Here is an 18,453-nt window from a genome sequence, read left to right as displayed (position 1 = left end):
CCCCCCCCCCCCCCCCCCCCCCCCCCCCCCCCCCCCCCCCCCCCCCCCCCCCCCCCCCCCCCCCCCCCCCCCCCCCCCCCCCCCCCCCCCCCACCTGCCGGCCGGGGGCTCCGTACGGGACTGGCTCGCCGGGATCCGGCCGGCCGTGACCGCGGCGGCGGCGGAGCGCGCCGGGCGCGCCTGACCGGGCCGGGCGGCCCTACGCCCGTACGGCCAGGGCCGCCGCGTAGGCCGCGGGGGCCCGCAGGTCCCGCAGGGTCCAGCCGGGAACGGAGGCCGGTGCGGGCGCGGAGCCGACGTACGGGTCGACCAGGCCGCGGGCCAGTCCCGTGCCCTCGGCCTTGAGGCACGCCTCCTTGCGGCACCAGACGCGGGCCAGCGCCGTCCGCCGGTCCGCGTCGGGCAGCGCGTTCAGCTCGGCGATCTCCGCCGGGTGCAGCAGCGGCAGTACGTCGGCCAGCGCCTCCGCGTCCGGTACCTCCTCCACGTCGATGCCGACCGGCACTCCGGCGAAGGCCAGGTAGGCCACGTCGCCGCTGTGCGACAGGGAGAAGTGCAGCGGAGCGCCGGCCACGGAGGGCCGGCCGTGCGGGCCGCCGCAGCACGGGCAGGTCTCCCGGACCAGGGCGACCTCCCGGGGAGGCAGCGCCAGGTAGCCGCCGAGCAGGACGCGCAGCGCGAGGTGCGCGGCGAGGTAGCGGTGGCGGTCGGCGGGCCGCAGGAACCGGGCGGCGCGCTCCTGCTCGGCCGCGTCGAGAACCGCTCCGGCCCCGGCGACCAGGTGTCCGGCGACGGACTCCCGCCGGGTGTCCAGGGTCCACACGGCCACGGCCGGGCCCTCGGGGGCGGGGCCGGTCCGGGGTGCGCCGTCGGCGAGCTCGTTCACGTGGTCGATCACCCGACCGAGGGTAGACGAGCCGGCCGCCGCGGCTCCGGGCCGGTGCGGGCGGGGCCCGGGCGCGGACAACGGCCTTGGCCCACTGGAGCGTTACCGCCTCACCGCGTCCCGCCGCCGCCGGTCCACATGCGGGGGCCCGGCCGCGCCGGGGAGGTGCCCGCGCAGTAACCATCCGGGAGCGGCGGGAGTTGGCCGGGCGCGACCAACCCCATCCGTCCACCCCCGGTCCCGAGGAATGCCATGCGCCGTCGTGCCGCCCGCCGTACCGTCCCCGCTCTCGCCTCGGCCGCCGCCGCCGTGCTCGCCCTCGCCTCGGCCGCCTCGGCCACTCCCTCGGCCCTCGCGGTCCCCGCCGACAAGCCGCAGGTGCTGAGCCGTTGGACCCAAGCGGACGCCGGCAGCTACGGGGCGTGGGCCGCCGCGCGCGAGAACCAGGCCCGCTGGGCCCCGTACGGCTTCGACTGGTCAACGGACTACTGCACGGGCTCCCCGGACAACCCCTTCGGCTTCGCCTTCCGGCCGGCCTGCGCGCGCCACGACTTCGGCTACCGCAACCACCGGGCGGCGGGCCTGTTCCCCGCCGCCAAGGCCCGCCTCGACGAGGCGTTCCACGCGGACCTCAAGCGCGCCTGCGCCGGGTACGCGGGGGCCCGCCGTGCATCCTGCGACAGCACGGCGTGGCTGTACTACCAGGCGGTTAGGATCCTGGAGATCTCCTAGCCGGGCGGCGGCCGTCCCTCCGACGTGCGGTCCCGGGGCACGCGGCGTAGTAATGAAAAGACCTACGCCGATGATCGGAGTCGGGCATGGACGACTATCCGCTGCTGAATCTGTTCTGGACGATGCTGTGGCTGTTCGTGTGGGTGATGTGGTTCTTCCTGCTCTTCAAGGTCATCACGGACATCTTCCGCGACCACAGCCTGAACGGCTGGGAGCGGGCCGCCTGGCTGGTCCTGGTGCTGCTGGTGCCCTACATCGGCGTGTTCATCTACCTCATCTTCCGGGGCCGCAGCATGGGCGAGCGCGAGGTGAGGCAGGTCAAGGAGCAGGAAGCGGCGTTCCAGAGCTACGTCCGCAAGGCGGCGGGCGGGGCGGCGAGTCCGGTCGACGAACTGCACAAGCTCTCGGCCCTGAAGGACAAGGGCGACATCAGCCAGGAGGAGTTCGACCGCGCGAAGCAGAAGCTCCTGGCCTGAGCCGGCAATCGGCTCCGCACTCCATGAAGGTCGACATGGCCGCACGCGACGCACATCCCAGTCCTGGCACGCGCCCACATCCGGTACCACCGTCCTGGCGGCCGCCCTGATGATGGTCGGCGAATGATGGCGATCTTCGAAGGGATCGCGTCGCCATCGCCGGCCTGGGCGCGATCGCCGACTTCCTGTGGCTGCCGTACTGCCCGCGGTGGTCTCCTCGGGCTTACGGCGGCGCTACGCCGACCGCGTTAAAGTTCCCCGATCTACACAAGAGCCCTTCCGGTGGGAGGGCTTGCGGTGTGGAGAAAAAGTGCCCCCGGCAGGACTCGAACCTGCGGCCAAGTGCTTAGAAGGCACCTGCTCTATCCACTGAGCTACGGGGGCCGGAAAGTGGCCCTGGCGGGCCTGGAGCCCCCGGTGGGGGTGGGACTGCGGTCCGTGCCGGGTCAAGGATAGGGCTCCGGTTGCCTTGTCCCGGTTGCTTCACTCGCGTGCCACGATGTGGAGGTTCGGTGAAGCGGTCCCGATAATCGCAGGCAGGTGCGATTCTCGCATCGCTTTTGCGCCGCGGCGCCCTGGGTGTTGTGCACTCGTTATGCCTGCGCCCCACTCGTCCGCCGTGTCCAAAAATGTCCCGCTGGAGTCGCGCTCGGCGCGCAGAGGACGTATAAGCTTCAAAAATGGTCCTAAATTGGGCATTCTTCACATGTGGTGACCTTGGATGTTCGGCCTCAGCTGCTCGATGCCCTGTCCGCCCTGCGCGACCGGGTCGCGTCCGTGCGTCTGCCGCTGCCCCTGCCCGGCGCTCCGCGCGCCCGCCAGACCAGAGCCGAGCTGCTCGCGCAGCTCGACGACTACCTCGTACCCCGGCTGAAGGCGCCCGAGGCGCCGATGCTCGCCGTCGTCGGCGGGTCCACCGGGGCCGGTAAGTCCACTCTGGTCAACTCCCTCGTCGGACGACAGGTCAGCGAGGCCGGGGTGCTGCGCCCCACGACGCGCACGCCGGTGCTCGTCTGCCATCCGGACGACCACCACTGGTTCGCCGGGATGCGGGTGCTGCCCGACCTGATGCGCGTCTGGGTGCCGCACGACGAGGACGAACCCGCCCCCAGGGGCCACGACCGCAGCCCCGGCCGCGGGCACACGACCCGCGAGATGCGGATCGAGACCGTCTCCACGCTGCCCCGCGGCCTCGCCCTCCTCGACGCCCCCGACATCGACTCCCTGGTGGTCGAGAACCGGACACTGGCCGCCGAACTCATCTGCGCCGCAGACGTGTGGGTGATGGTCACCACCGCCTCGCGCTACGCCGACGCCGTCCCCTGGCACCTGCTGCGCACCGCGAAGCAGTACAAGGCCACGCTCGTCACCGTCCTGGACCGGGTCCCGCACCAGGTGCTCGCCGAGGTCTCCCGCCAGTACGGCGCCCTGCTCACCCGGGCCGGGCTGGGCGACGTACCGCGCTTCACCGTGCCCGAACTCCCCGAGTCCGCGGGCGGCGGCGGGCTGCTGCCGGCCAGCGCCGTCGCACCGCTCCACGCCTGGCTCGCCCACCACGCGCAGGACCCGGCCGCCCGCCAGTACGCCGTCGGGCGCACCGCGCTCGGCGCGTTGGACTCACTCGGGCGCCGGATGCCCGAACTGGCCTCCGCCGTCTCCGCCCAGTACGCCGCCGCCGTACGCCTGACCTCGGCCGTCGAGGACGCGTTCCGGCAGGAGGGCAAGCGCGTGCGCAACCGCCTCGACCAGGGCGCCGTACTCGCCGGGGACGCGCTGACCCGCTGGCGCGGCTACCCCCTCGACACCAGCGCCGACGAACTCCTCGACTCGCTCGCCGAATCCCTCGCCGCCCTGCTCCAGTGCGCCGTCGCCGCCGCCGACGAGCGGATCGCCGCGGCCTGGCGGCGCGAGCCGGCCGCCGGCGCCGTGCCCCTGCCCACCCCCGACCGGGAGGCGGGCGAACGCATCGGGATGGCCGTGCGGCGCTGGCGGCGGGTACTGGAGGAACTCGCCGAGGAGGAGGTCGCCGCGCTCGACCGGCAGCCGGCACCCGACCCGGACGCGGTCGCGGCGCTGCTCGTCGCCGCCCTGCTCGGAGGCAGGCGGGCCCGCCCCGCCGGCGAGAAACTCGCCGAACGGATCGGGGCCCGGGCCGCACTGCGGCTGCGCGACCGGGGCGGGGAACTCGTCGGCGACCACCTCGACCAGGTGCTGCGCGCCGAACGCGACCGCCGGCTCGCCCCGTTGGAGGCCCTCGAAGTGACCCCCGAACCCCAGGCCGAACTCATCGCCGCGCTGTCCCTACTGCAGAAGGAGAGGTGACGCGGTGACTTCCCTGGCCGACCGCACCGACGACCGCTGGGACGACGGCTTCATCGCCCGCTCGCGCCCCGAGGCGGCCGAGGCCACGGCGGGTGACGGCGACGACGGCAGCGAGGGCGGCGAAGGCGACGAGGCGCTCGCCCGGGCCGTCTCCGGCGCCGGAAGCGACGGCGGCAAGTCGGCCGCGCCCCCGCTCAGCCCCGAGGGCCGGGCCCTGCGGGTGCGCCTGGACGCCCTGCGCCAGCTGGTCGGACTGTCCCGGACCCGCCTCGACGGCAAGACCCTCGCCGAGGCCGGCCGGGTGCTGGACGAGGCGGCCGCTCGGCGCGGACTGTCACCGCAGCACACGGTCGTCGCCATCGCCGGAGCCACCGGAAGCGGCAAGTCCACGCTCTTCAACTCCCTCGCCGGGGTGCAGATCTCGGAGACGGGACTGCGCCGCCCCACCACCGCCGCCCCCATCGCGTGCAGCTGGTCGGACGGCGCGGCCGGACTGCTGGACCGGCTGGAGATCCCCGGACGGCTGCGGCGCCGGCCCCGCGAGACCTCCGAGGCCGAGGCACTGCGGGGGATGGTGCTCGTCGACCTCCCCGACCTGGACTCGGCGGTCGGCGCGCACCGCGACCACGTGGACCGCGTACTGGCGCTGGTCGACGCGGTGGTGTGGGTGGTGGACCCGGAGAAGTACGCCGACGCGGTGCTGCACGAGCGCTACCTGCGCCCGCTGGCCGGCCACGCGGAGGTGACCTTCGTCGTGCTCAACCAGGTGGACCGGCTGCCCGGGGAGGCCGCCGACCTGGTCCTGGACGACCTGCGCCGGCTTCTCGACGAGGACGGCATCGCGCTCGGCGAGCACGACGAGCCCGGCGCCACCGTGCTGGGCCTGTCCGCCCTCACGGGCGAGGGCGTCGGTGAACTGCGCGAGCTGCTCGGGCAGTTCACCCAGGAGAGGGGCGCCGCGACCCGGCGGATCTCCGCCGACCTCGACCGCGCGGCCTCGCGCCTGCGCCCGCTGTACGTGGCCGACGGGCACCCGGGGCCGGAGATCGGGGAGGCGGCGCGGGCCGAGTTCGAGGACCGGCTGGCCGAGGCCGTCGGGGCGTACGCGGCCGGCCTCGCGGCCGAGCGGGCCTGGCGGCGCAACGCCGGCAAGGCGTGCGGAACCCCGTGGCTGCGGCTGTGGCGGTGGTACGAGGCGCGCCGCGCCCCGCGCACCCTGGCGGGGCTGGCCTCCCTCGGGGTGATCGGCGGCCGGGGTGCGGCGGTGCCCGAGACCCCCGTCGAAGAGGAGGTGACCGCGCGTCAGCGCGTGGAGCAGGCGGTGCGCGCGGTCGCCGACGAGGCGGTCGTCGGCCTGCCCGAGCCCTGGGCGCAGGCGGTACGGGAGACGGCCGTACGCGGCGCCGAACACCTCCCGGAGGCGCTGGACGAGATCGCGGTGACCCTCGGCGCGGCGGTCGCGGTGCCGGGGGCCAAGCCGCCGCGGCCCACCTGGTGGCCGGCGGCGGTGCTGGGGCAGGCGGCGATGACCCTGCTGCAGGTCTACGGCGGGCTGTGGCTGGTGGGGCAGATCGTCGGGGTCCTGGAGCCGCGGCTGACGCCGCCGGTGCTGCTCATGGTGGCGGGCATCATCGGCGGGCCGCTGGTGGAGTGGGCCTGCTCGATCGCGGCACGCGGCCCGGCGCGCCGGTACGGGCAGGACGCCGAGCGCAGGCTGCGGCAGGCGGCCGCCGGGTGCGGGCGGGCCCGGGTGCTGGAGCCGGTCGCGGCGGAACTGCTGCGCTACCGGGAGGTGCGCGAGCAGTACGCCGCCGTCGCCGCAGGGGGGACGAGGTTGTCCACAACCCGCCAGTAGTCCACAGGCTCCGGCGGGTGCCGGCGGCGGGCCCCAGCATGGTGCGTACCCCGTGCGGAGGGTCCGTACGGGCAGGCATCGCGGGAGAGGCGGCCGGGATGAACGACACCCAGGTGACGCTCGTGGGGTACGTGGCCACCCAGATCGACTACAAGGAGACGCCGAACGGGCCGTCGGCGAGGTTCCGCTTCGCCGTGACGCCGAGGTACTTCGACCGGCGCAAGGAGGCCTGGGCGGACGGGTCCACCAGCTTCTACACCGTGTGGGCGCGCCGGGCGCTTGCGGTGAACCTGGCGGGCTCCGTGGCGGTGGGCGAACCGCTGGTGGTGCACGGGCGGCTGCGGGTCCGGGAGGACCCGCCCGACGGGGAGGGGCGCCGGTGGGTGTCGGCGGAGATCGACGCGACGGCCATCGGGCACGACCTGAACCGCGGGACGGCCGCGTTCCGCCGGGTCGTCAAGATCGACGCGCCACTGATGACCACTCAGAAGGCGGCGGTGGTCTGAGTGTTCGAGGCGGTTAGGATTCCCCGGTACTCACGGGCACCTGGGTCTTTGGCCCGAAGGGGAAGACTGTGTCGATTGCCGTTCCCGCATCCTCCGCTCCCGATTCCACTCCTGCTCCTGCTCCTGCTCCTGCTGCTGCTGCCGCTGTCGCTGTCGCTGTCGCTGCCGCCGGGCTGTCCCCGGCCGTACGGGGCTCGGCGCGGCGCCCGCTGGCCGTGGCCCTGCTGGCGGCGGCCCTCACGGCCGCGCCCGGAGCGTCGGCGGCCGCCGACTCCGATCCGGCGGCGGCCCGGGCGTCGGAGGGCGCGAGCGCCGTGCTGGACGGGCTCAAGACGTACGGAGAGGCCGTCCTCCACTCCGGTGACGGAACGGTGCGGCACATCCCGGCCGGGCTCTACGAGATGCGGGTCGACGGGGGCGGGATGCTCCAGACGTACGGGGTCGGCGTCGAGGGCCACGCCCAGCCCCGGTCCCGCTACACGGAGAGCGGCTGGAGCGGCAGCCCTCTCGCCGGGAAGGGGGAGGCGGGCCGGATCCGCTGGGTCCTGGAGCACTCCTACCCGCAGCTGAACGACCTGGCGGGGCTCGCCGAGGCCGCCGGGGCCGGTTCGCTGACCGCGGAGAGCGCGGCGGCGGGCACCCAGGTGGCGATCTGGCGGCTGGCGGAAGGGGCGCGGGTGGAGGCCGCGGACCCGGCGGCGGAGAAGCTGGCCGACTACCTCCAGCGGGAGGCCGGGCAGCTGCCCGAGCCCCCGGCGTCGCTGGCGCTCGACCCGGGCGCGGTGCAGGGGGCCGTCGGCACCCGGCTGGGCCCGGTGACCGTGCGGACCGGGGCGCGCAGCGTGTCCGTCGTCCCGGACGCGGCGGCCGTCGCGATGGGAGTGCGGGTGGTGGACGCCGAGGGGCGGCCGCTGGACACCGCTGGCAACGGCACCCGGCTGTACTTCGAGGTGCCCCCGGGCACGCCCGACGGCACGGCCTCGGTCACCGTCCACGGCGCGACCAGGGTTCCCGTCGGGCGGGTCTTCACCAGCGGAGTGCCGGCGCAGGCACAGGTCGTGGCCGGGTCCAGCGAGTCCGCGGCGGCGGCCAGGGCGACGGCGCTCTGGCCGGAGCCGCCGGCGGTCCGGGCCGCCACCGCGGAGGGCGGCGGGCAGCCGGGTGCCATGCCCGCCGGCCAGAGCGGCCCGACCGTTCCCGGCACGCCGGACTCCCCGGCCGAGGAGCGGCTGGCCTCCAGCGGCAGTTCGGCGGCCACGCCGGTCATCGCCTCCCTGGCGGTGGGCCTGGTGGTCCTCGGCGGCGTGGTGGTCCTCCTCCTGCGCAAGCGCCCCCTGGACGAGGCGGACCACGGCCGCCACTGACCGCCCGGCGACACTGACCGTCCGGCGACACGTACAGCGGCCGACCGGACAGCCAGGCTCGTGCCAGCAGTCCGGTCGGGAGGGCCGGGCGGCGGCGGGCTGGTCCTTGCGGGCCGACCGGGGGGTGGCACCCGGTCGGGCGGGTTCCGGGGGCCCGCCCGGGGTATGCGCAGGCCATGGCCGATCAAGAGTTGACCTGGCGGGGCGCTGTCGTGCGGTGGGACCGGCAGTTGTTCGACGCCGTGGCCCGGCGGCACTGGCCGGGTGCCGACCGGGTGCTGCCCAGGCTCGGACGGACCGCCGACCACGGCGTGCTGTGGGGCGGGGTCGCCCTCGGGCTCGCCGCCTTCGGGTCGGCCCGCGCCCGCAAGGCCGCCGCCCGGGGGGCCGCCTCGCTGGCGCTCGCCTCGGCGACCATCAACACCGTCGGCAAATGGTCCGTGCGCCGACCGCGGCCGCTGCTCGACGGGGTGCCCGCCGTCCGGCAGCTGGCCACGCAGCCCCAGACCACCTCCTTCCCGTCCGGGCACTCCGCCTCGGCCTTCGCCTTCACCGCCGGCCTGGCGCTGGGGTCGCCGGGCTGGGGCGCCGTGCTGGCCCCCGTGGCCGCGTCCGTGGCCTTCTCCCGGGTGTACACGGGCGTCCACTACCCCTCCGACGTGGTCGCGGGCGCCGTGCTGGGCGTGGCCGCGGGCCTGGTCGTGGACCGGATCGCCCGCGGCGCCAAGGACGCCCGCGTCGTGCCGGGCGAGGAGCGGCGCGCCGCCGGCGCGCCCGCGCTGCCCGACGGCGCCGGGCTCGTCGTGGTGGTCAACACGGCGTCCGGCTCCGCCACGGCCGCCCGCCTCGGGGTACTGCGCGACCGGCTCCCCGAGGCCGAGGTGATCGAGTGCGCCGGCCCGGACGTCGCCGAGGCACTGGAGTCCGCGGCCTCCCGCGCCACCGTCCTCGGGGTCTGCGGCGGCGACGGCACCATCAACACGGCCGCCACCGCCGCCCTGCGCGCCGGGCTGCCGCTGGCCGTCTTCCCCGGCGGCAGCCTCAACCACTTCGCGATGGACCTCGGCCTCGCCGGGACGGAGGACACCTGCCGTGCGGTGGCCGAAGGCCATGCCGTCCACATCGGCGTCGGCCGCTTCACCCCCGGCCCGCAGGACGGCCGTCCCGGTTACTTCCTGAACAACTTCAGCATCGGCGCCTACCCGGAGCTGCTGCGCCACCGCCTGCGCTGGGCGCCGCGCATCGGCAGCGGCCCCGCGGCCCTGCTCGCGGCCTGGCGGGTGCTGAACGCCCAGCGCCCCGTGCCGCTGCGCCCGGCGGGACGGCCCGGGAGCGTCTGGCTGCTCTTCGCGGGCAACGGCACCTACCACGGGACCGGCCCCACCCCCCGCCGGCGCGACAACCTGGGCGAGGGGCTGCTCGATGTACGCCTCGTGCACGGCGGCGGCCGCCCCGGCCCCCGCCTGCTGGCCGCCGCCCTCGCCGGCCCGCTGACCCGCTCCCCGGTCCACGCCGCCACCCGGCTGCGCAGCCTGCGGATCGACGACATCCCGCCGGGCACCCCGTTCGCGTACGACGGGGAGTACGCGAAGGCGCCGTCCTCCCTGGTCCTGGACTCGCTCCCGGACGCCCTGACCGTCTACCGCCCGCACCCCGAGGAGCCCCTCGCGCCGGCCCCCTGACCCGATCTCCCACCTACCCGTTCGCCCCGGGGTATGGACGACTGGCAAGATGGGGTGTATCTGCCCACCATCGATCTGCCGGACGGTTTCTCTTGGCTGAGTTCATCTACACCATGCGCAAGACGCGCAAGGCGCACGGCGACAAGGTGATCCTCGACGACGTCTTCCTGAACTTCATGCCGGGGGCGAAGATCGGCGTGGTCGGCCCGAACGGCGCCGGCAAGTCGACCGTCCTGAAGATCATGGCGGGTATCGAGCAGCCGTCGAACGGCGATGCCTACCTGTCGCCCGGCTACTCCGTCGGCATCCTCATGCAGGAGCCGAAGCTCGACGAGTCCAAGACCGTCCTGGAGAACGTCGAGGACGGCGTCGGCCCGATCAAGCAGAAGCTCAACCGGTTCAACGCGATCGCCGAGGAAATGGCGACGAACTACACCGACGAGCTGATGGAGGAGATGGGCAAGCTCCAGGACGACCTGGACCACGCCAACGCGTGGGACCTCGACGCCCAGCTGGAGCAGGCCATGGACGCCCTGGGCTGCCCGCCCGGCGACTGGCCCGTCACCAACCTCTCCGGTGGCGAGAAGCGCCGCGTGGCCCTCTGCAAGCTGCTGCTCGAGGCCCCCGACCTGCTGCTCCTCGACGAGCCCACCAACCACCTCGACGCCGAGTCGGTGAACTGGCTGGAGCAGCACCTGGCCCAGTACAAGGGCGCCGTCGTGGCCGTCACCCACGACCGCTACTTCCTCGACAACGTCGCCGAGTGGATCCTCGAACTCGACCGCGGCCGCGCCCACCCCTACGAGGGCAACTACTCCACCTACCTGGAGAAGAAGGCCGAGCGCCTCAAGGTCGAGGGCAAGAAGGACGAGAAGCGCGCCAAGCGCCTCAAGGAAGAGCTGGAGTGGGTCCGCTCCAACGCCAAGGGCCGCCAGGTCAAGTCCAAGGCCCGCCTCGCCCGCTACGAGGAGATGGCGGCCGAGGCCGAGAAGATGCGCAAGCTCGACTTCGACGAGATCCAGATCCCGCCGGGCCCGCGTCTGGGCTCGATCGTGGTCGAGGTCAACAACCTCTCGAAGGCGTTCGGCGACAAGGTCCTCATCGACGACCTGTCCTTCACGCTGCCGCGCAACGGCATCGTCGGCATCATCGGCCCGAACGGCGCCGGCAAGACCACGCTCTTCAAGATGATCCAGGGCCTGGAGAAGCCGGACTCCGGCGAGATCAAGGTCGGCGAGACCGTCAAGATCTCCTACGTCGACCAGGGCCGCGCCAACATCGACCCCAAGAAGACCCTCTGGGCGGTCGTGTCGGACGAGCTGGACTACATCAACGTCGGCAACGTCGAGATGCCGTCGCGCGCCTACGTCAGCGCCTTCGGCTTCAAGGGCCCGGACCAGCAGAAGCCGGCCGGCGTGCTCTCCGGCGGTGAGCGCAACCGCCTGAACCTCGCGCTCACCCTCAAGCAGGGCGGCAACCTGCTCCTCCTCGACGAGCCCACCAACGACCTCGACGTCGAGACCCTGGGCTCGCTGGAGAACGCGCTGCTGGAGTTCCCCGGTGCGGCCGTGGTCGTCTCCCACGACCGCTGGTTCCTGGACCGCGTGGCCACGCACATCCTGGCCTACGAGGGCGACTCGAAGTGGTTCTGGTTCGAGGGCAACTTCGAGTCCTACGAGAAGAACAAGATCGAGCGGCTCGGCCCGGACGCCACGCGTCCGCACCGCGCCACCTACAAGAAGCTCACGCGAGGCTGAGACCGCCATCATGGCCAGACACCACTACCGGTGCCCCCTGCGCTGGTCGGACATGGATTCCTTCGGCCACGTGAACAACGTGGTCTTCCTCCGCTACCTGGAGGAGGCGAGGATCGACTTCATGTTCCGGCTGGCGCCGGGGGAGGGCAGCGAGTCCTTCACGGGGGGGTCCGTCGTGGCCCGCCACGAGATCGACTACAAGCTGCCGCTCGTGCACCGTCACGAGCCGGTGCTCATCGAGTCATGGGTCACCCGGATCGGCGCCGCGTCCCTGACCATCGGCTACGAGGTCAAGGACGAGGCGACCGAGGACGCGCCCGAGAAGGTCTACGTGCGCGCCTCGACCGTGGTCGTGCCCTACAACCTCGCCGAGGGGCGGCCCCGCCGCATCACGGCCGAGGAGAGGCACTTCCTGGAGAAGTACCTCGACGAGCCGGGCACCCCGGCGGCCCGTCCGGAAGGACGCCTCGCGGCATGAGCGAACGGCTGCACTTCGCCGACTCCGGGGAGGCGGCGGACCTCGCCGCCTTCCTGGGGCGGCTGGTGCACTACGACCGCGCCGCCGCCGTCCGGCTCCAGGCCGGCGGCGGCGCGCTCGCCGTGTTCGGCAGGCCGCCGTCCTTCGAGGTGCTGGCCGTGCGCACGGTGCGGCTCGCCGCGCCCCTCGCCGCACCGCTGGACCGGACGGTCTCCGCCGGGGAGTTGCTGGAGTCGGTGGAGGAGGCCGCGGCCGGGGCCACCGTGCCCGGGCCGGTCACCGGCCCGCCGTGGGCCGGCGTACTCCCGCCCCGCGGCGGCTGGCGGCAGCTGCCCGGGCTGCCCGGGCCCGAGGAGATGCGGGCGGCCGTGGCGGACGCCGTCGCCGAGTTCCGCGCCCGTGACGAGGCCCTGCCCGCGCATGCCCGGACCCGCTCCGAGCGCGACCGCATCGGCCGCGAGATCTGGTCGCGCACGCTGGGCGACACCGACCTCCCGCTGCGCGCCGTGCACGCCGCACAGTCGCTGGGTTTCCTGCGGCCCGTGCGGTCCACCGTGCCGGCGGCCGCTGCCGCCGCCCACGCCCCCGCGCCCCACGCCCCCGCGTCTCAGCACCCCGACCCGGTGGCCCTGCTCGCCGCCGGGAGCTGGCTGCGCCTGCGCACCCCGTACGGCTCGGTCGCCATGCGCCGCCCCGGAAACACCCCCGGTCTGGGCGCCCTCCAGGTCCGGCCGGTCTGACCCCCGCCGTCCGCCGACCCGTCCGCTTAGCCCGCCGTGTTGATCATCGACGCGGCGGCGTACGTCAGGTACTTCCACAGCTGGGCCTCGTGCTCGGGGGCCAGACCCAGCTCGTCCAACGCGACGCGCATGTGCCGCAGCCAGGCGTCGTGGGCCGCGGCGTCCACCTGGAACGGGGCGTGCCGCATCCGCAGGCGCGGGTGCCCGCGGTCCCGGCTGTACGTGGTGGGGCCGCCCCAGTACTGCATCAGGAACAGCGCGAACCGCTCCTCGGCCGGGCCCAGGTCCTCCTCCGGGTACATCGGGCGCAGCAGCGGGTCCTGCGCGACCCCCTGGTAGAAGCGCCGGACCAGGCGGCGGAAGGTCTCCTCGCCGCCCACCTGCTCGTAGAAGGTCTGCTCCTGAAGCGTGCCCCGCGGAATCTCATTCACCCGACCATCGTCTCAGACGCCCGGACGGAGGACCCGGGTCCTAGGACCTCCGCAGTCGCCCGGGGCGGCCGCGCGCAGGACAGTGGAGGCATGGGCGCACACACCGCACGCACCACCGGGGTCCGGGACCTGCGCGGGACCGCGCACGCCGCCCAGGTGCGGGAGCTGACGGCCGCCGGGGTACTGGACGACCCGGCCTGGCGGGCGGCCTTCGCCGCCGTGCCCCGGCACGTGTTCGTCCCGTACTTCTGGATCGGCCGCGGCGCCGGCCACGAGCGGCTCTGGGCGCAGGACCCCGACCCCGAGCAGCGGGCCCGCTGGCTGCGCGGGGTCTACACCGACACCCCCCTCGCGACCCGGCTGCGCGACGGCGAACTGGTCTCCTCCAGCAGCCAGCCCTCCCTGATGGCGAGGATGCTCCGGGCTTTGGAGGTGCGCGACGGCGACCACGTGCTGGAGATCGGCGCGGGCACCGGGTACAACGCGGCCCTGCTCTGCCACCGGCTCGGCGACGGCCACGTCACCACCGTGGACCTCGACGAGGAGATCACCGAGTCCGCGCGGGCGCACCTGGCCGAGCTCGGCTACCACCCGCTGGTGGTCACCGGCGACGGCGCGCGGGGCTGCCCCTCCCGGGCCCCGTTCGACCGGATCCTGGTGACCTGCACGCTGCCGAGGATTCCGCACGCCTGGACGGCACAGTGCCGGCCCGGGGCGCGGATCCTGGCCCCGCTGTCGACCGGGCTGATCGCCCTCACGGTCCGCGGACCCGACTTCGCCGAGGGCCGCTTCCTGCACACCCCGGCCTACTTCGTCCCGCTGCGCGGGGCCACGGCCGCTCCGCCGCGCGATCCGGCCGCGGGGGCGGCGCACGGGCTGCCCTACGAGCTGGTGGAGAACGAGCGCTTCCAGTTCATGCTCGTGCTGACCGAGGGCGTCCTGCACCCCCGCGAGGCCCTGGACCTGTGGCGCCGCGAGGACCGGCCGGCCCGCGAGCGCTTCGGGGTGACCGTCAGCGCCGAGGGGCAGTGGGCGTGGCTCGACGACCCCCAGGGCCCCTACGTGTGGCCGCTGGGGGAGACGGCCGGCTGACGACCCCGCCGGGCCGGCTGACGCCCCGACCCGAGCGGGGTCGGGTCTAGTGCTGTGACCGGAAAGGCCACAGCACTAGCCGCGCCGGATGGTGATGGTGGTCCAGGCGCCGACGTGCACGCGGTCGCCGTCGGAGAGCGGGACCGGCACGTAGGGCTGGATCGGCTCCTCGCCGCCGTTGATGGTGGTGCCGTTGGTGGAGTTCTGGTCCACCACCGCCCAGCTGCGGTCCGGCTGCTGGACGAGGACCGCGTGCTGGTGGGAGACGCCCGGGTCCTCCGGGGGCACCGACAGGTCGATGTCGGGGGACTCGCCCGTGGAGGCGCGGCGGCGGCCGATGGTGATCTGGCCGCCGGCGAGCGGCAGGTGCTGCTCGGGGGAGTAGGCGGGCAGGTTCAGCCCGGCCGCCTCGGGGCCACTGCGCTGCATCATCGCCATGAAGTACGAGCGGTCGGGACCGATCGTCGCGCTCCAGGACCCGCCCTGCGGAGGGAACGACTGCTGCTGCTGCGGCTGGTACTGGTGGGGCGTCTGGTGCTGCGGGGGCTGCTGAGGAGGCTGCTGCGAGGGCTGGTGCTGGTACTCCTGCTGGTACTCGCGCTGCGCCGGTGGCGGAGGCTGCTGCTGGTACTGCGGCTGCGGTTGCGGCTCGTGCGCGGGCGGCGGCAGCAGCCAGTCGTCCTCGCGCTGCAGCGGCTCGGCCGGCCGGTTGACCCGGGAGGGCCGGGAGCCCTGATACTCGAAGTGGTCCTGCGCGTACGTCACCGGCGGCGGAGGCGTGGAGGGGACGGAAGCGGCGGACGGCCCCGGCCTCTGGGCTCCGGCCTCGGACGCCGCCGGGGCGTACGGGGTCGCCGTGCGGCTGAGGAAGTGGTAGCGGCACTCCTCGCAGAACGGGGCCATGGCCTCGCGCGGGGTGCGGCACTGCGGGCAGAGCTCGGCCTGGGCGGTCGGCTCGCCGGTGGTCGGGGGGTAGCCGTAGCCGTAGGAGGGCGCCGCGGGGGAGCCTTCGGAGGCAGCCATGCGATGGCCGCAGACCTCGCACCAGTCGTCGGAGGCGGACTGGTGCCCGTTCGGGCAGGTCGGCATGGCGGCGCTTCCCCCTTCTGCCTGCGTCATCGCGTCAGGTCTCTCAGGACTTCTTCACTCGGACGGTCTGCGTCGACCGCGTCTCGAGGGTCATCTCGTCGGCGTCGGCGACCTTCGCCTTCAGCCGCACAGTACCCGCCGCCGCGTCCACGACATCCACCACCTTCGCCAGGAGCTTGGCTGTGTCGGCGTTTCCCGACGCGCTCGCCAGCTGCACGGCGCGGCCGAGCTTGGCCGTGGCCCCGTCCACATCGCCCAGTTTGCGGGCTTCGAGGCCCTGTTGGACAGCCTGCGCCAGTTCCGCCTGCCCGGTGTAGTGGGCGACCTGCGGGTTGATGGCCGTGGAGGCGGCCAGGTCGTCGGTCCACACGGCCCGTACCAGCCCCTGGGCGAGGACGGCGGCGGGCTCGCCCGCGGTTCCCGGCAGCACGAGCGAGGCGCGGGCGGCGAGCATCTCCTGGCCGACGCCCGCACTCGGCACCCGCACGCACACGTGGTACTCGCGGGACTCGTCGCCCCACGAGCCGGTCGGGTAGTCACCGGCCCGCGGGCCGGCCGCGGTGCGCCGGGCGGTCAGGTCCTGGACGGCGGGCGCCACCTGCTTGACGTAGCGGACCTCCGCGCCGACCGGGGTCCACAGGCGCAGCGCGACGTCCGCGACCTCCTTGCCCATGAGGTTCTCCATCATGCGCGTGAAGTCCTCGGCCAGGTGGGCGGGGTCGGCGACGATGTCGGCCGTGCCGAGCAGCGCGCTCGCGACGCCGGTGACCTCCTTGACCTCCCAGTCGGTGCCCACTCCCCGGGCGTCGCAGGTGAAGCGGCCGGCGCAGGCTTCCAGGGTGGCGCGCAGCTGGGCCGGTTCCTCGTGCTCGTTGCGGCCGTCGGTGAGCAGGATGCCGTGCCGTACGGCGGCCGCCGACTGCCGCAGCAGGCCGTCGGCCAGCCGCAGCCAGGTGCCGATGGCGGTGCCGCCCCCCGCGTCGAGCCCGCGCAGCGCCTCCTTGGCCTCGCGGCGGGTCACCGGGTCGGCGACGGCGAGGCGGCCCCGGCCGGGATACACCTCCTTGGCCACGTGCGTACCGGCGACCACGGCGAAGTGCGTGCCGTCGCGCAGGGTGTCGACGGCCGCGGCCGTGGCCTCGCGCGCGCCGCGCATCTTCTGCGGCGGGTACTCCATCGAACCCGAGCAGTCGACCATGATCACGACAGCGGCCGCGTCCCGGCCGGCGGCCGCGCGGGTGGCGGTGGCACCGCCGGTGGAGGTGACCGTGACGATGGCGTGGACGTCCTGCCCGCCCTGCGGGAGGAACTCGTTCTGGTACACCTCCACACGGAAGCGCGGGGCGCTGGGCTTGGCGAAGTTCGCCATCGGTGGGCTCCTTGGGCTCGGCGGGCGAGTCGGGCGGGTCAGGCCCGGGGAGGCGCTTCCGCTTGCGGCCGGGCTCCGGCGCGGGCACCCGGTTCCGGTTCGGCTTCCCGCCCGGTCCCCGGCCCCGGTTCCGCTTCGGGCCGCGCGGCGAACGGCACGACGGCGACGGTGACGTTGTCGTGGCCGCCGCCGTCCAAGGCGTGCCCCACCAGGACCTGGGCGCCGTGCAGGGGCCGGACCGCGGCGTCCGCGGGCAGCACCCGGGCCATGTCCCGGGCGGCCTCCGCGTAGTTCCACAGGCCGTCGGTGCAGACGACGACCACACCGGGGTGATCGGGCTTGAAGACGGCGGTGTGCGGTTCGAGGTCGTAGGCGTCGGCCCCGAGCCAGCCGGTGATGGCGTGGGCCCGGACGTCCGCGTAGGCCTCGGCCTCGCCCATCAGCCCGGCCGCGACCATCTGGGCGGCCCAGGAGTCGTCCTCGGTGAGCCGGCGGGCCAGGGCGGCCCGGTCGTCCGGGACCCAGTACACGCGGCTGTCGCCGACCCAGCCGATGGTGAGCAGGCCGCCGCTGACGACGGCCCCGACCAGGGTGCAGGCGGGCGCGTTCTGCGCGCCGGGAACCTCCGGGGCCAGGGCGTCGACCGCCGCGGCGGCGGCCAGGATCGCCTCGTGCATGGCCTCCTGGGGGTGGGCGCCGCGCGGGAGGGCGTCGAGCAGGGACTCGTTGGCGGCCGCCGCCGCGGCGGCCGACGCCTCGTCGGGCCGGCTCGCGGAGGAGACGCCGTCGCAGACGATGGCCACGGTGGCGGCGGAGCCGTCGGGCAGCGCGGTGGCCGCGACCGCGAAGGCGTCCTCGTTGCGGTGGTGGCGCAGCCCCCGGTCGCTGACGGCGGCCACGCTGCCGAGTTCCTCCTCCTGGTGGTCGCGCTCCCTGGGCTGGGCGTGCCCGCAGTGCTCGCAGTAGCCGTCGGTGTCCACGTTCCCGGCCCGGCAGGCGACGCAGGTCTTTCCGCCGCCGCTGCCGCCCTGCGGGGCCTCGGCGGGGGTGGCGGACGCCGGACCGGCGGCCTCGTACGGGGCTCCGGCCGTGCCCGGGCCGCCCGGCTCCGGCGGCGTTCCGGCGCCGCCGGGCGCGTCGTACCGGGCCGGCCGGTCGTCGGCCCCGGCGGTGTAGGGGTGCTCGGCCGCGCCCCAGGGGGTGCCCTCGGCGGGGGCGCCGGCGCCGTGCGGGTCGTCACCGGCCGCCGCCGCGTACGGGGCGGCGGGCGCCGGGCGCGCCGTGGGCTCGTGGGAGGGACGCGCCGGGGGCTCGTGCCCCGCCGGGTGGGTCTCGTGTCCGTTCCGCGGTTCCGGTGCGTTCCCCGGTTCCCGCTCCGGTTCCGGTTCCGCCGGGGTGAGCGCCCAGCCGCCCGGCTCGCCCACCAGCGTCGGCGCGGCCGAGGCGACGCTGCCCCAGCCGGGGGCGGGCTCGGGGGTGGCGGCGGCCGGGGCGCCGAAGCCGCCCCCGGCGGGCGGCGCGGGCGGCGCGCCCGGCGGCGACGGCGGAAGGGGGACGGTCGGATGGTCGGCGCCACGAGCCGCCGGGGGAGGGGCGGTCACGGCGTAGCCGCAGACACCGCAGAAACGGTCACCCTCCTCCAAGGGTTCCGCGCAACCGGGGCAGCCAGACGGC

The 18,453-nt window shown here is 74.9% G+C and carries 16 protein-coding genes and 1 tRNA gene; 11 read left to right on the top strand and 6 right to left on the bottom strand.

Annotated features, from left to right (window positions below; all coding sequences use genetic code 11):
* Positions 1-199: 199 nt before the first annotated feature.
* Positions 200-898, bottom strand: coding sequence for a 4'-phosphopantetheinyl transferase family protein (locus AC07FY_RS31710; RefSeq protein WP_479013480.1), 699 nt, complete (start codon positions 896-898; stop codon positions 200-202).
* 240 nt (positions 899-1,138) lie between these two features.
* Between AC07FY_RS31710 and AC07FY_RS31705 the strand changes: the two genes are divergently transcribed.
* Together AC07FY_RS31705 and AC07FY_RS31700 are read left to right on the top strand one after the other, a co-directional pair.
* On the top strand, positions 1,139-1,618 hold the full coding sequence (locus tag AC07FY_RS31705; protein ID WP_479013478.1) for a phospholipase: 480 nt from the start codon (positions 1,139-1,141) through the stop codon (positions 1,616-1,618).
* A gap of 86 nt (positions 1,619-1,704) precedes the next feature.
* Positions 1,705-2,094: an SHOCT domain-containing protein gene (locus AC07FY_RS31700; RefSeq protein ID WP_479013475.1), complete on the top strand. Its 390-nt coding sequence runs from the start codon at positions 1,705-1,707 to the stop codon at positions 2,092-2,094.
* Positions 2,095-2,405: 311 nt separating this feature from the next.
* On the opposite strand, the gene AC07FY_RS31695 is transcribed toward AC07FY_RS31700, so the two are convergent.
* Positions 2,406-2,478: transfer RNA gene (locus AC07FY_RS31695), tRNA-Arg, on the bottom strand.
* 333 nt (positions 2,479-2,811) lie between these two features.
* Here AC07FY_RS31695 and AC07FY_RS31690 point away from each other — a divergent pair.
* The 8 genes from AC07FY_RS31690 to AC07FY_RS31655 all read left to right on the top strand — a co-directional run bounded on the left by AC07FY_RS31690 (position 2,812) and on the right by AC07FY_RS31655 (position 12,798).
* Entirely contained in the window at positions 2,812-4,416 is a 1,605-nt protein-coding gene (locus AC07FY_RS31690; RefSeq protein WP_479013473.1) for a dynamin family protein, read from the top strand.
* A gap of 4 nt (positions 4,417-4,420) precedes the next feature.
* Positions 4,421-6,271: a GTPase gene (locus tag AC07FY_RS31685; protein ID WP_479013471.1), complete on the top strand. Its 1,851-nt coding sequence runs from the start codon at positions 4,421-4,423 to the stop codon at positions 6,269-6,271.
* 98 nt (positions 6,272-6,369) lie between these two features.
* Positions 6,370-6,777, top strand: a complete 408-nt coding sequence (locus AC07FY_RS31680) for a single-stranded DNA-binding protein (protein ID WP_479013468.1) — start codon at positions 6,370-6,372, stop codon at positions 6,775-6,777.
* Positions 6,778-6,992: 215 nt separating this feature from the next.
* Positions 6,993-8,141 carry a thioester domain-containing protein gene (locus AC07FY_RS31675; RefSeq protein ID WP_479013466.1) on the top strand — a complete coding sequence of 383 codons (1,149 nt, stop codon included), beginning with the start codon at positions 6,993-6,995 and terminating at the stop codon, positions 8,139-8,141.
* A gap of 176 nt (positions 8,142-8,317) precedes the next feature.
* A complete protein-coding gene (locus AC07FY_RS31670) occupies positions 8,318-9,823 on the top strand; it encodes a phosphatase PAP2 family protein (protein WP_479013463.1) in 1,506 nt (501 codons plus the stop codon).
* A 92-nt stretch (positions 9,824-9,915) separates the two neighbouring features.
* The gene (ettA, locus tag AC07FY_RS31665) at positions 9,916-11,580 is read left to right on the top strand and encodes an energy-dependent translational throttle protein EttA (protein WP_479013461.1); all 1,665 of its coding nucleotides are present in this window, start codon (positions 9,916-9,918) and stop codon (positions 11,578-11,580) included.
* Positions 11,581-11,590: 10 nt separating this feature from the next.
* The gene (locus tag AC07FY_RS31660) at positions 11,591-12,058 is read left to right on the top strand and encodes an acyl-CoA thioesterase (protein ID WP_479013458.1); all 468 of its coding nucleotides are present in this window, start codon (positions 11,591-11,593) and stop codon (positions 12,056-12,058) included.
* Complete coding sequence (locus AC07FY_RS31655; RefSeq protein ID WP_479013455.1) at positions 12,055-12,798, top strand: DUF8010 domain-containing protein; 744 nt, start codon at positions 12,055-12,057, stop codon at positions 12,796-12,798. The genes AC07FY_RS31660 and AC07FY_RS31655 overlap by 4 nt, the downstream gene beginning before the upstream one ends.
* 26 nt (positions 12,799-12,824) lie before the next feature.
* On the opposite strand, the gene AC07FY_RS31650 is transcribed toward AC07FY_RS31655, so the two are convergent.
* A complete protein-coding gene (locus tag AC07FY_RS31650) occupies positions 12,825-13,229 on the bottom strand; it encodes a globin (RefSeq protein WP_479013452.1) in 405 nt (134 codons plus the stop codon).
* Between the two features lie 90 nt (positions 13,230-13,319).
* On the opposite strand from AC07FY_RS31650, the gene AC07FY_RS31645 reads away from it, so the two are divergent.
* The gene (locus AC07FY_RS31645; RefSeq protein ID WP_479013450.1) at positions 13,320-14,321 is read left to right on the top strand and encodes a methyltransferase domain-containing protein; all 1,002 of its coding nucleotides are present in this window, start codon (positions 13,320-13,322) and stop codon (positions 14,319-14,321) included.
* 75 nt (positions 14,322-14,396) lie between these two features.
* On the opposite strand, the gene AC07FY_RS31640 is transcribed toward AC07FY_RS31645, so the two are convergent.
* Genes AC07FY_RS31640 through AC07FY_RS31630 form a run of 3 tightly spaced genes read right to left on the bottom strand, consistent with a single transcriptional unit; the run spans position 14,397 to position 18,380 of the window.
* Positions 14,397-15,440 carry an FHA domain-containing protein gene (locus AC07FY_RS31640; protein ID WP_479013448.1) on the bottom strand — a complete coding sequence of 348 codons (1,044 nt, stop codon included), beginning with the start codon at positions 15,438-15,440 and terminating at the stop codon, positions 14,397-14,399.
* 13 nt (positions 15,441-15,453) lie between these two features.
* A complete protein-coding gene (locus tag AC07FY_RS31635) occupies positions 15,454-16,779 on the bottom strand; it encodes a vWA domain-containing protein (protein WP_479013446.1) in 1,326 nt (441 codons plus the stop codon).
* Positions 16,780-16,817: 38 nt separating this feature from the next.
* Entirely contained in the window at positions 16,818-18,380 is a 1,563-nt protein-coding gene (locus AC07FY_RS31630; protein WP_479013443.1) for a PP2C family protein-serine/threonine phosphatase, read from the bottom strand.
* Positions 18,381-18,453 lie beyond the last annotated feature (73 nt).

The organism is Streptomyces sp. NPDC045967, assembly GCF_056430495.1.
Note: the sequence above shows the minus strand (reverse complement) of the source record. Positions and strands in the feature narration are given on the sequence as shown.

Coding starts and splice junctions, on each gene's coding strand:
- AC07FY_RS31705 (WP_479013478.1), top strand. CDS start 1,139: ATGCGCCGTCGTGCCGCCCGCCGTACCGTCCCCGCTCTCGCCTCGGCC.
- AC07FY_RS31700 (WP_479013475.1), top strand. CDS start 1,705: ATGGACGACTATCCGCTGCTGAATCTGTTCTGGACGATGCTGTGGCTG.
- AC07FY_RS31680 (WP_479013468.1), top strand. CDS start 6,370: ATGAACGACACCCAGGTGACGCTCGTGGGGTACGTGGCCACCCAGATC.
- AC07FY_RS31670 (WP_479013463.1), top strand. CDS start 8,318: ATGGCCGATCAAGAGTTGACCTGGCGGGGCGCTGTCGTGCGGTGGGAC.
- AC07FY_RS31660 (WP_479013458.1), top strand. CDS start 11,591: ATGGCCAGACACCACTACCGGTGCCCCCTGCGCTGGTCGGACATGGAT.
- AC07FY_RS31655 (WP_479013455.1), top strand. CDS start 12,055: ATGAGCGAACGGCTGCACTTCGCCGACTCCGGGGAGGCGGCGGACCTC.
- AC07FY_RS31645 (WP_479013450.1), top strand. CDS start 13,320: ATGGGCGCACACACCGCACGCACCACCGGGGTCCGGGACCTGCGCGGG.
- AC07FY_RS31640 (WP_479013448.1), bottom strand. CDS start 15,440: ATGACGCAGGCAGAAGGGGGAAGCGCCGCCATGCCGACCTGCCCGAAC.
- AC07FY_RS31635 (WP_479013446.1), bottom strand. CDS start 16,779: ATGGCGAACTTCGCCAAGCCCAGCGCCCCGCGCTTCCGTGTGGAGGTG.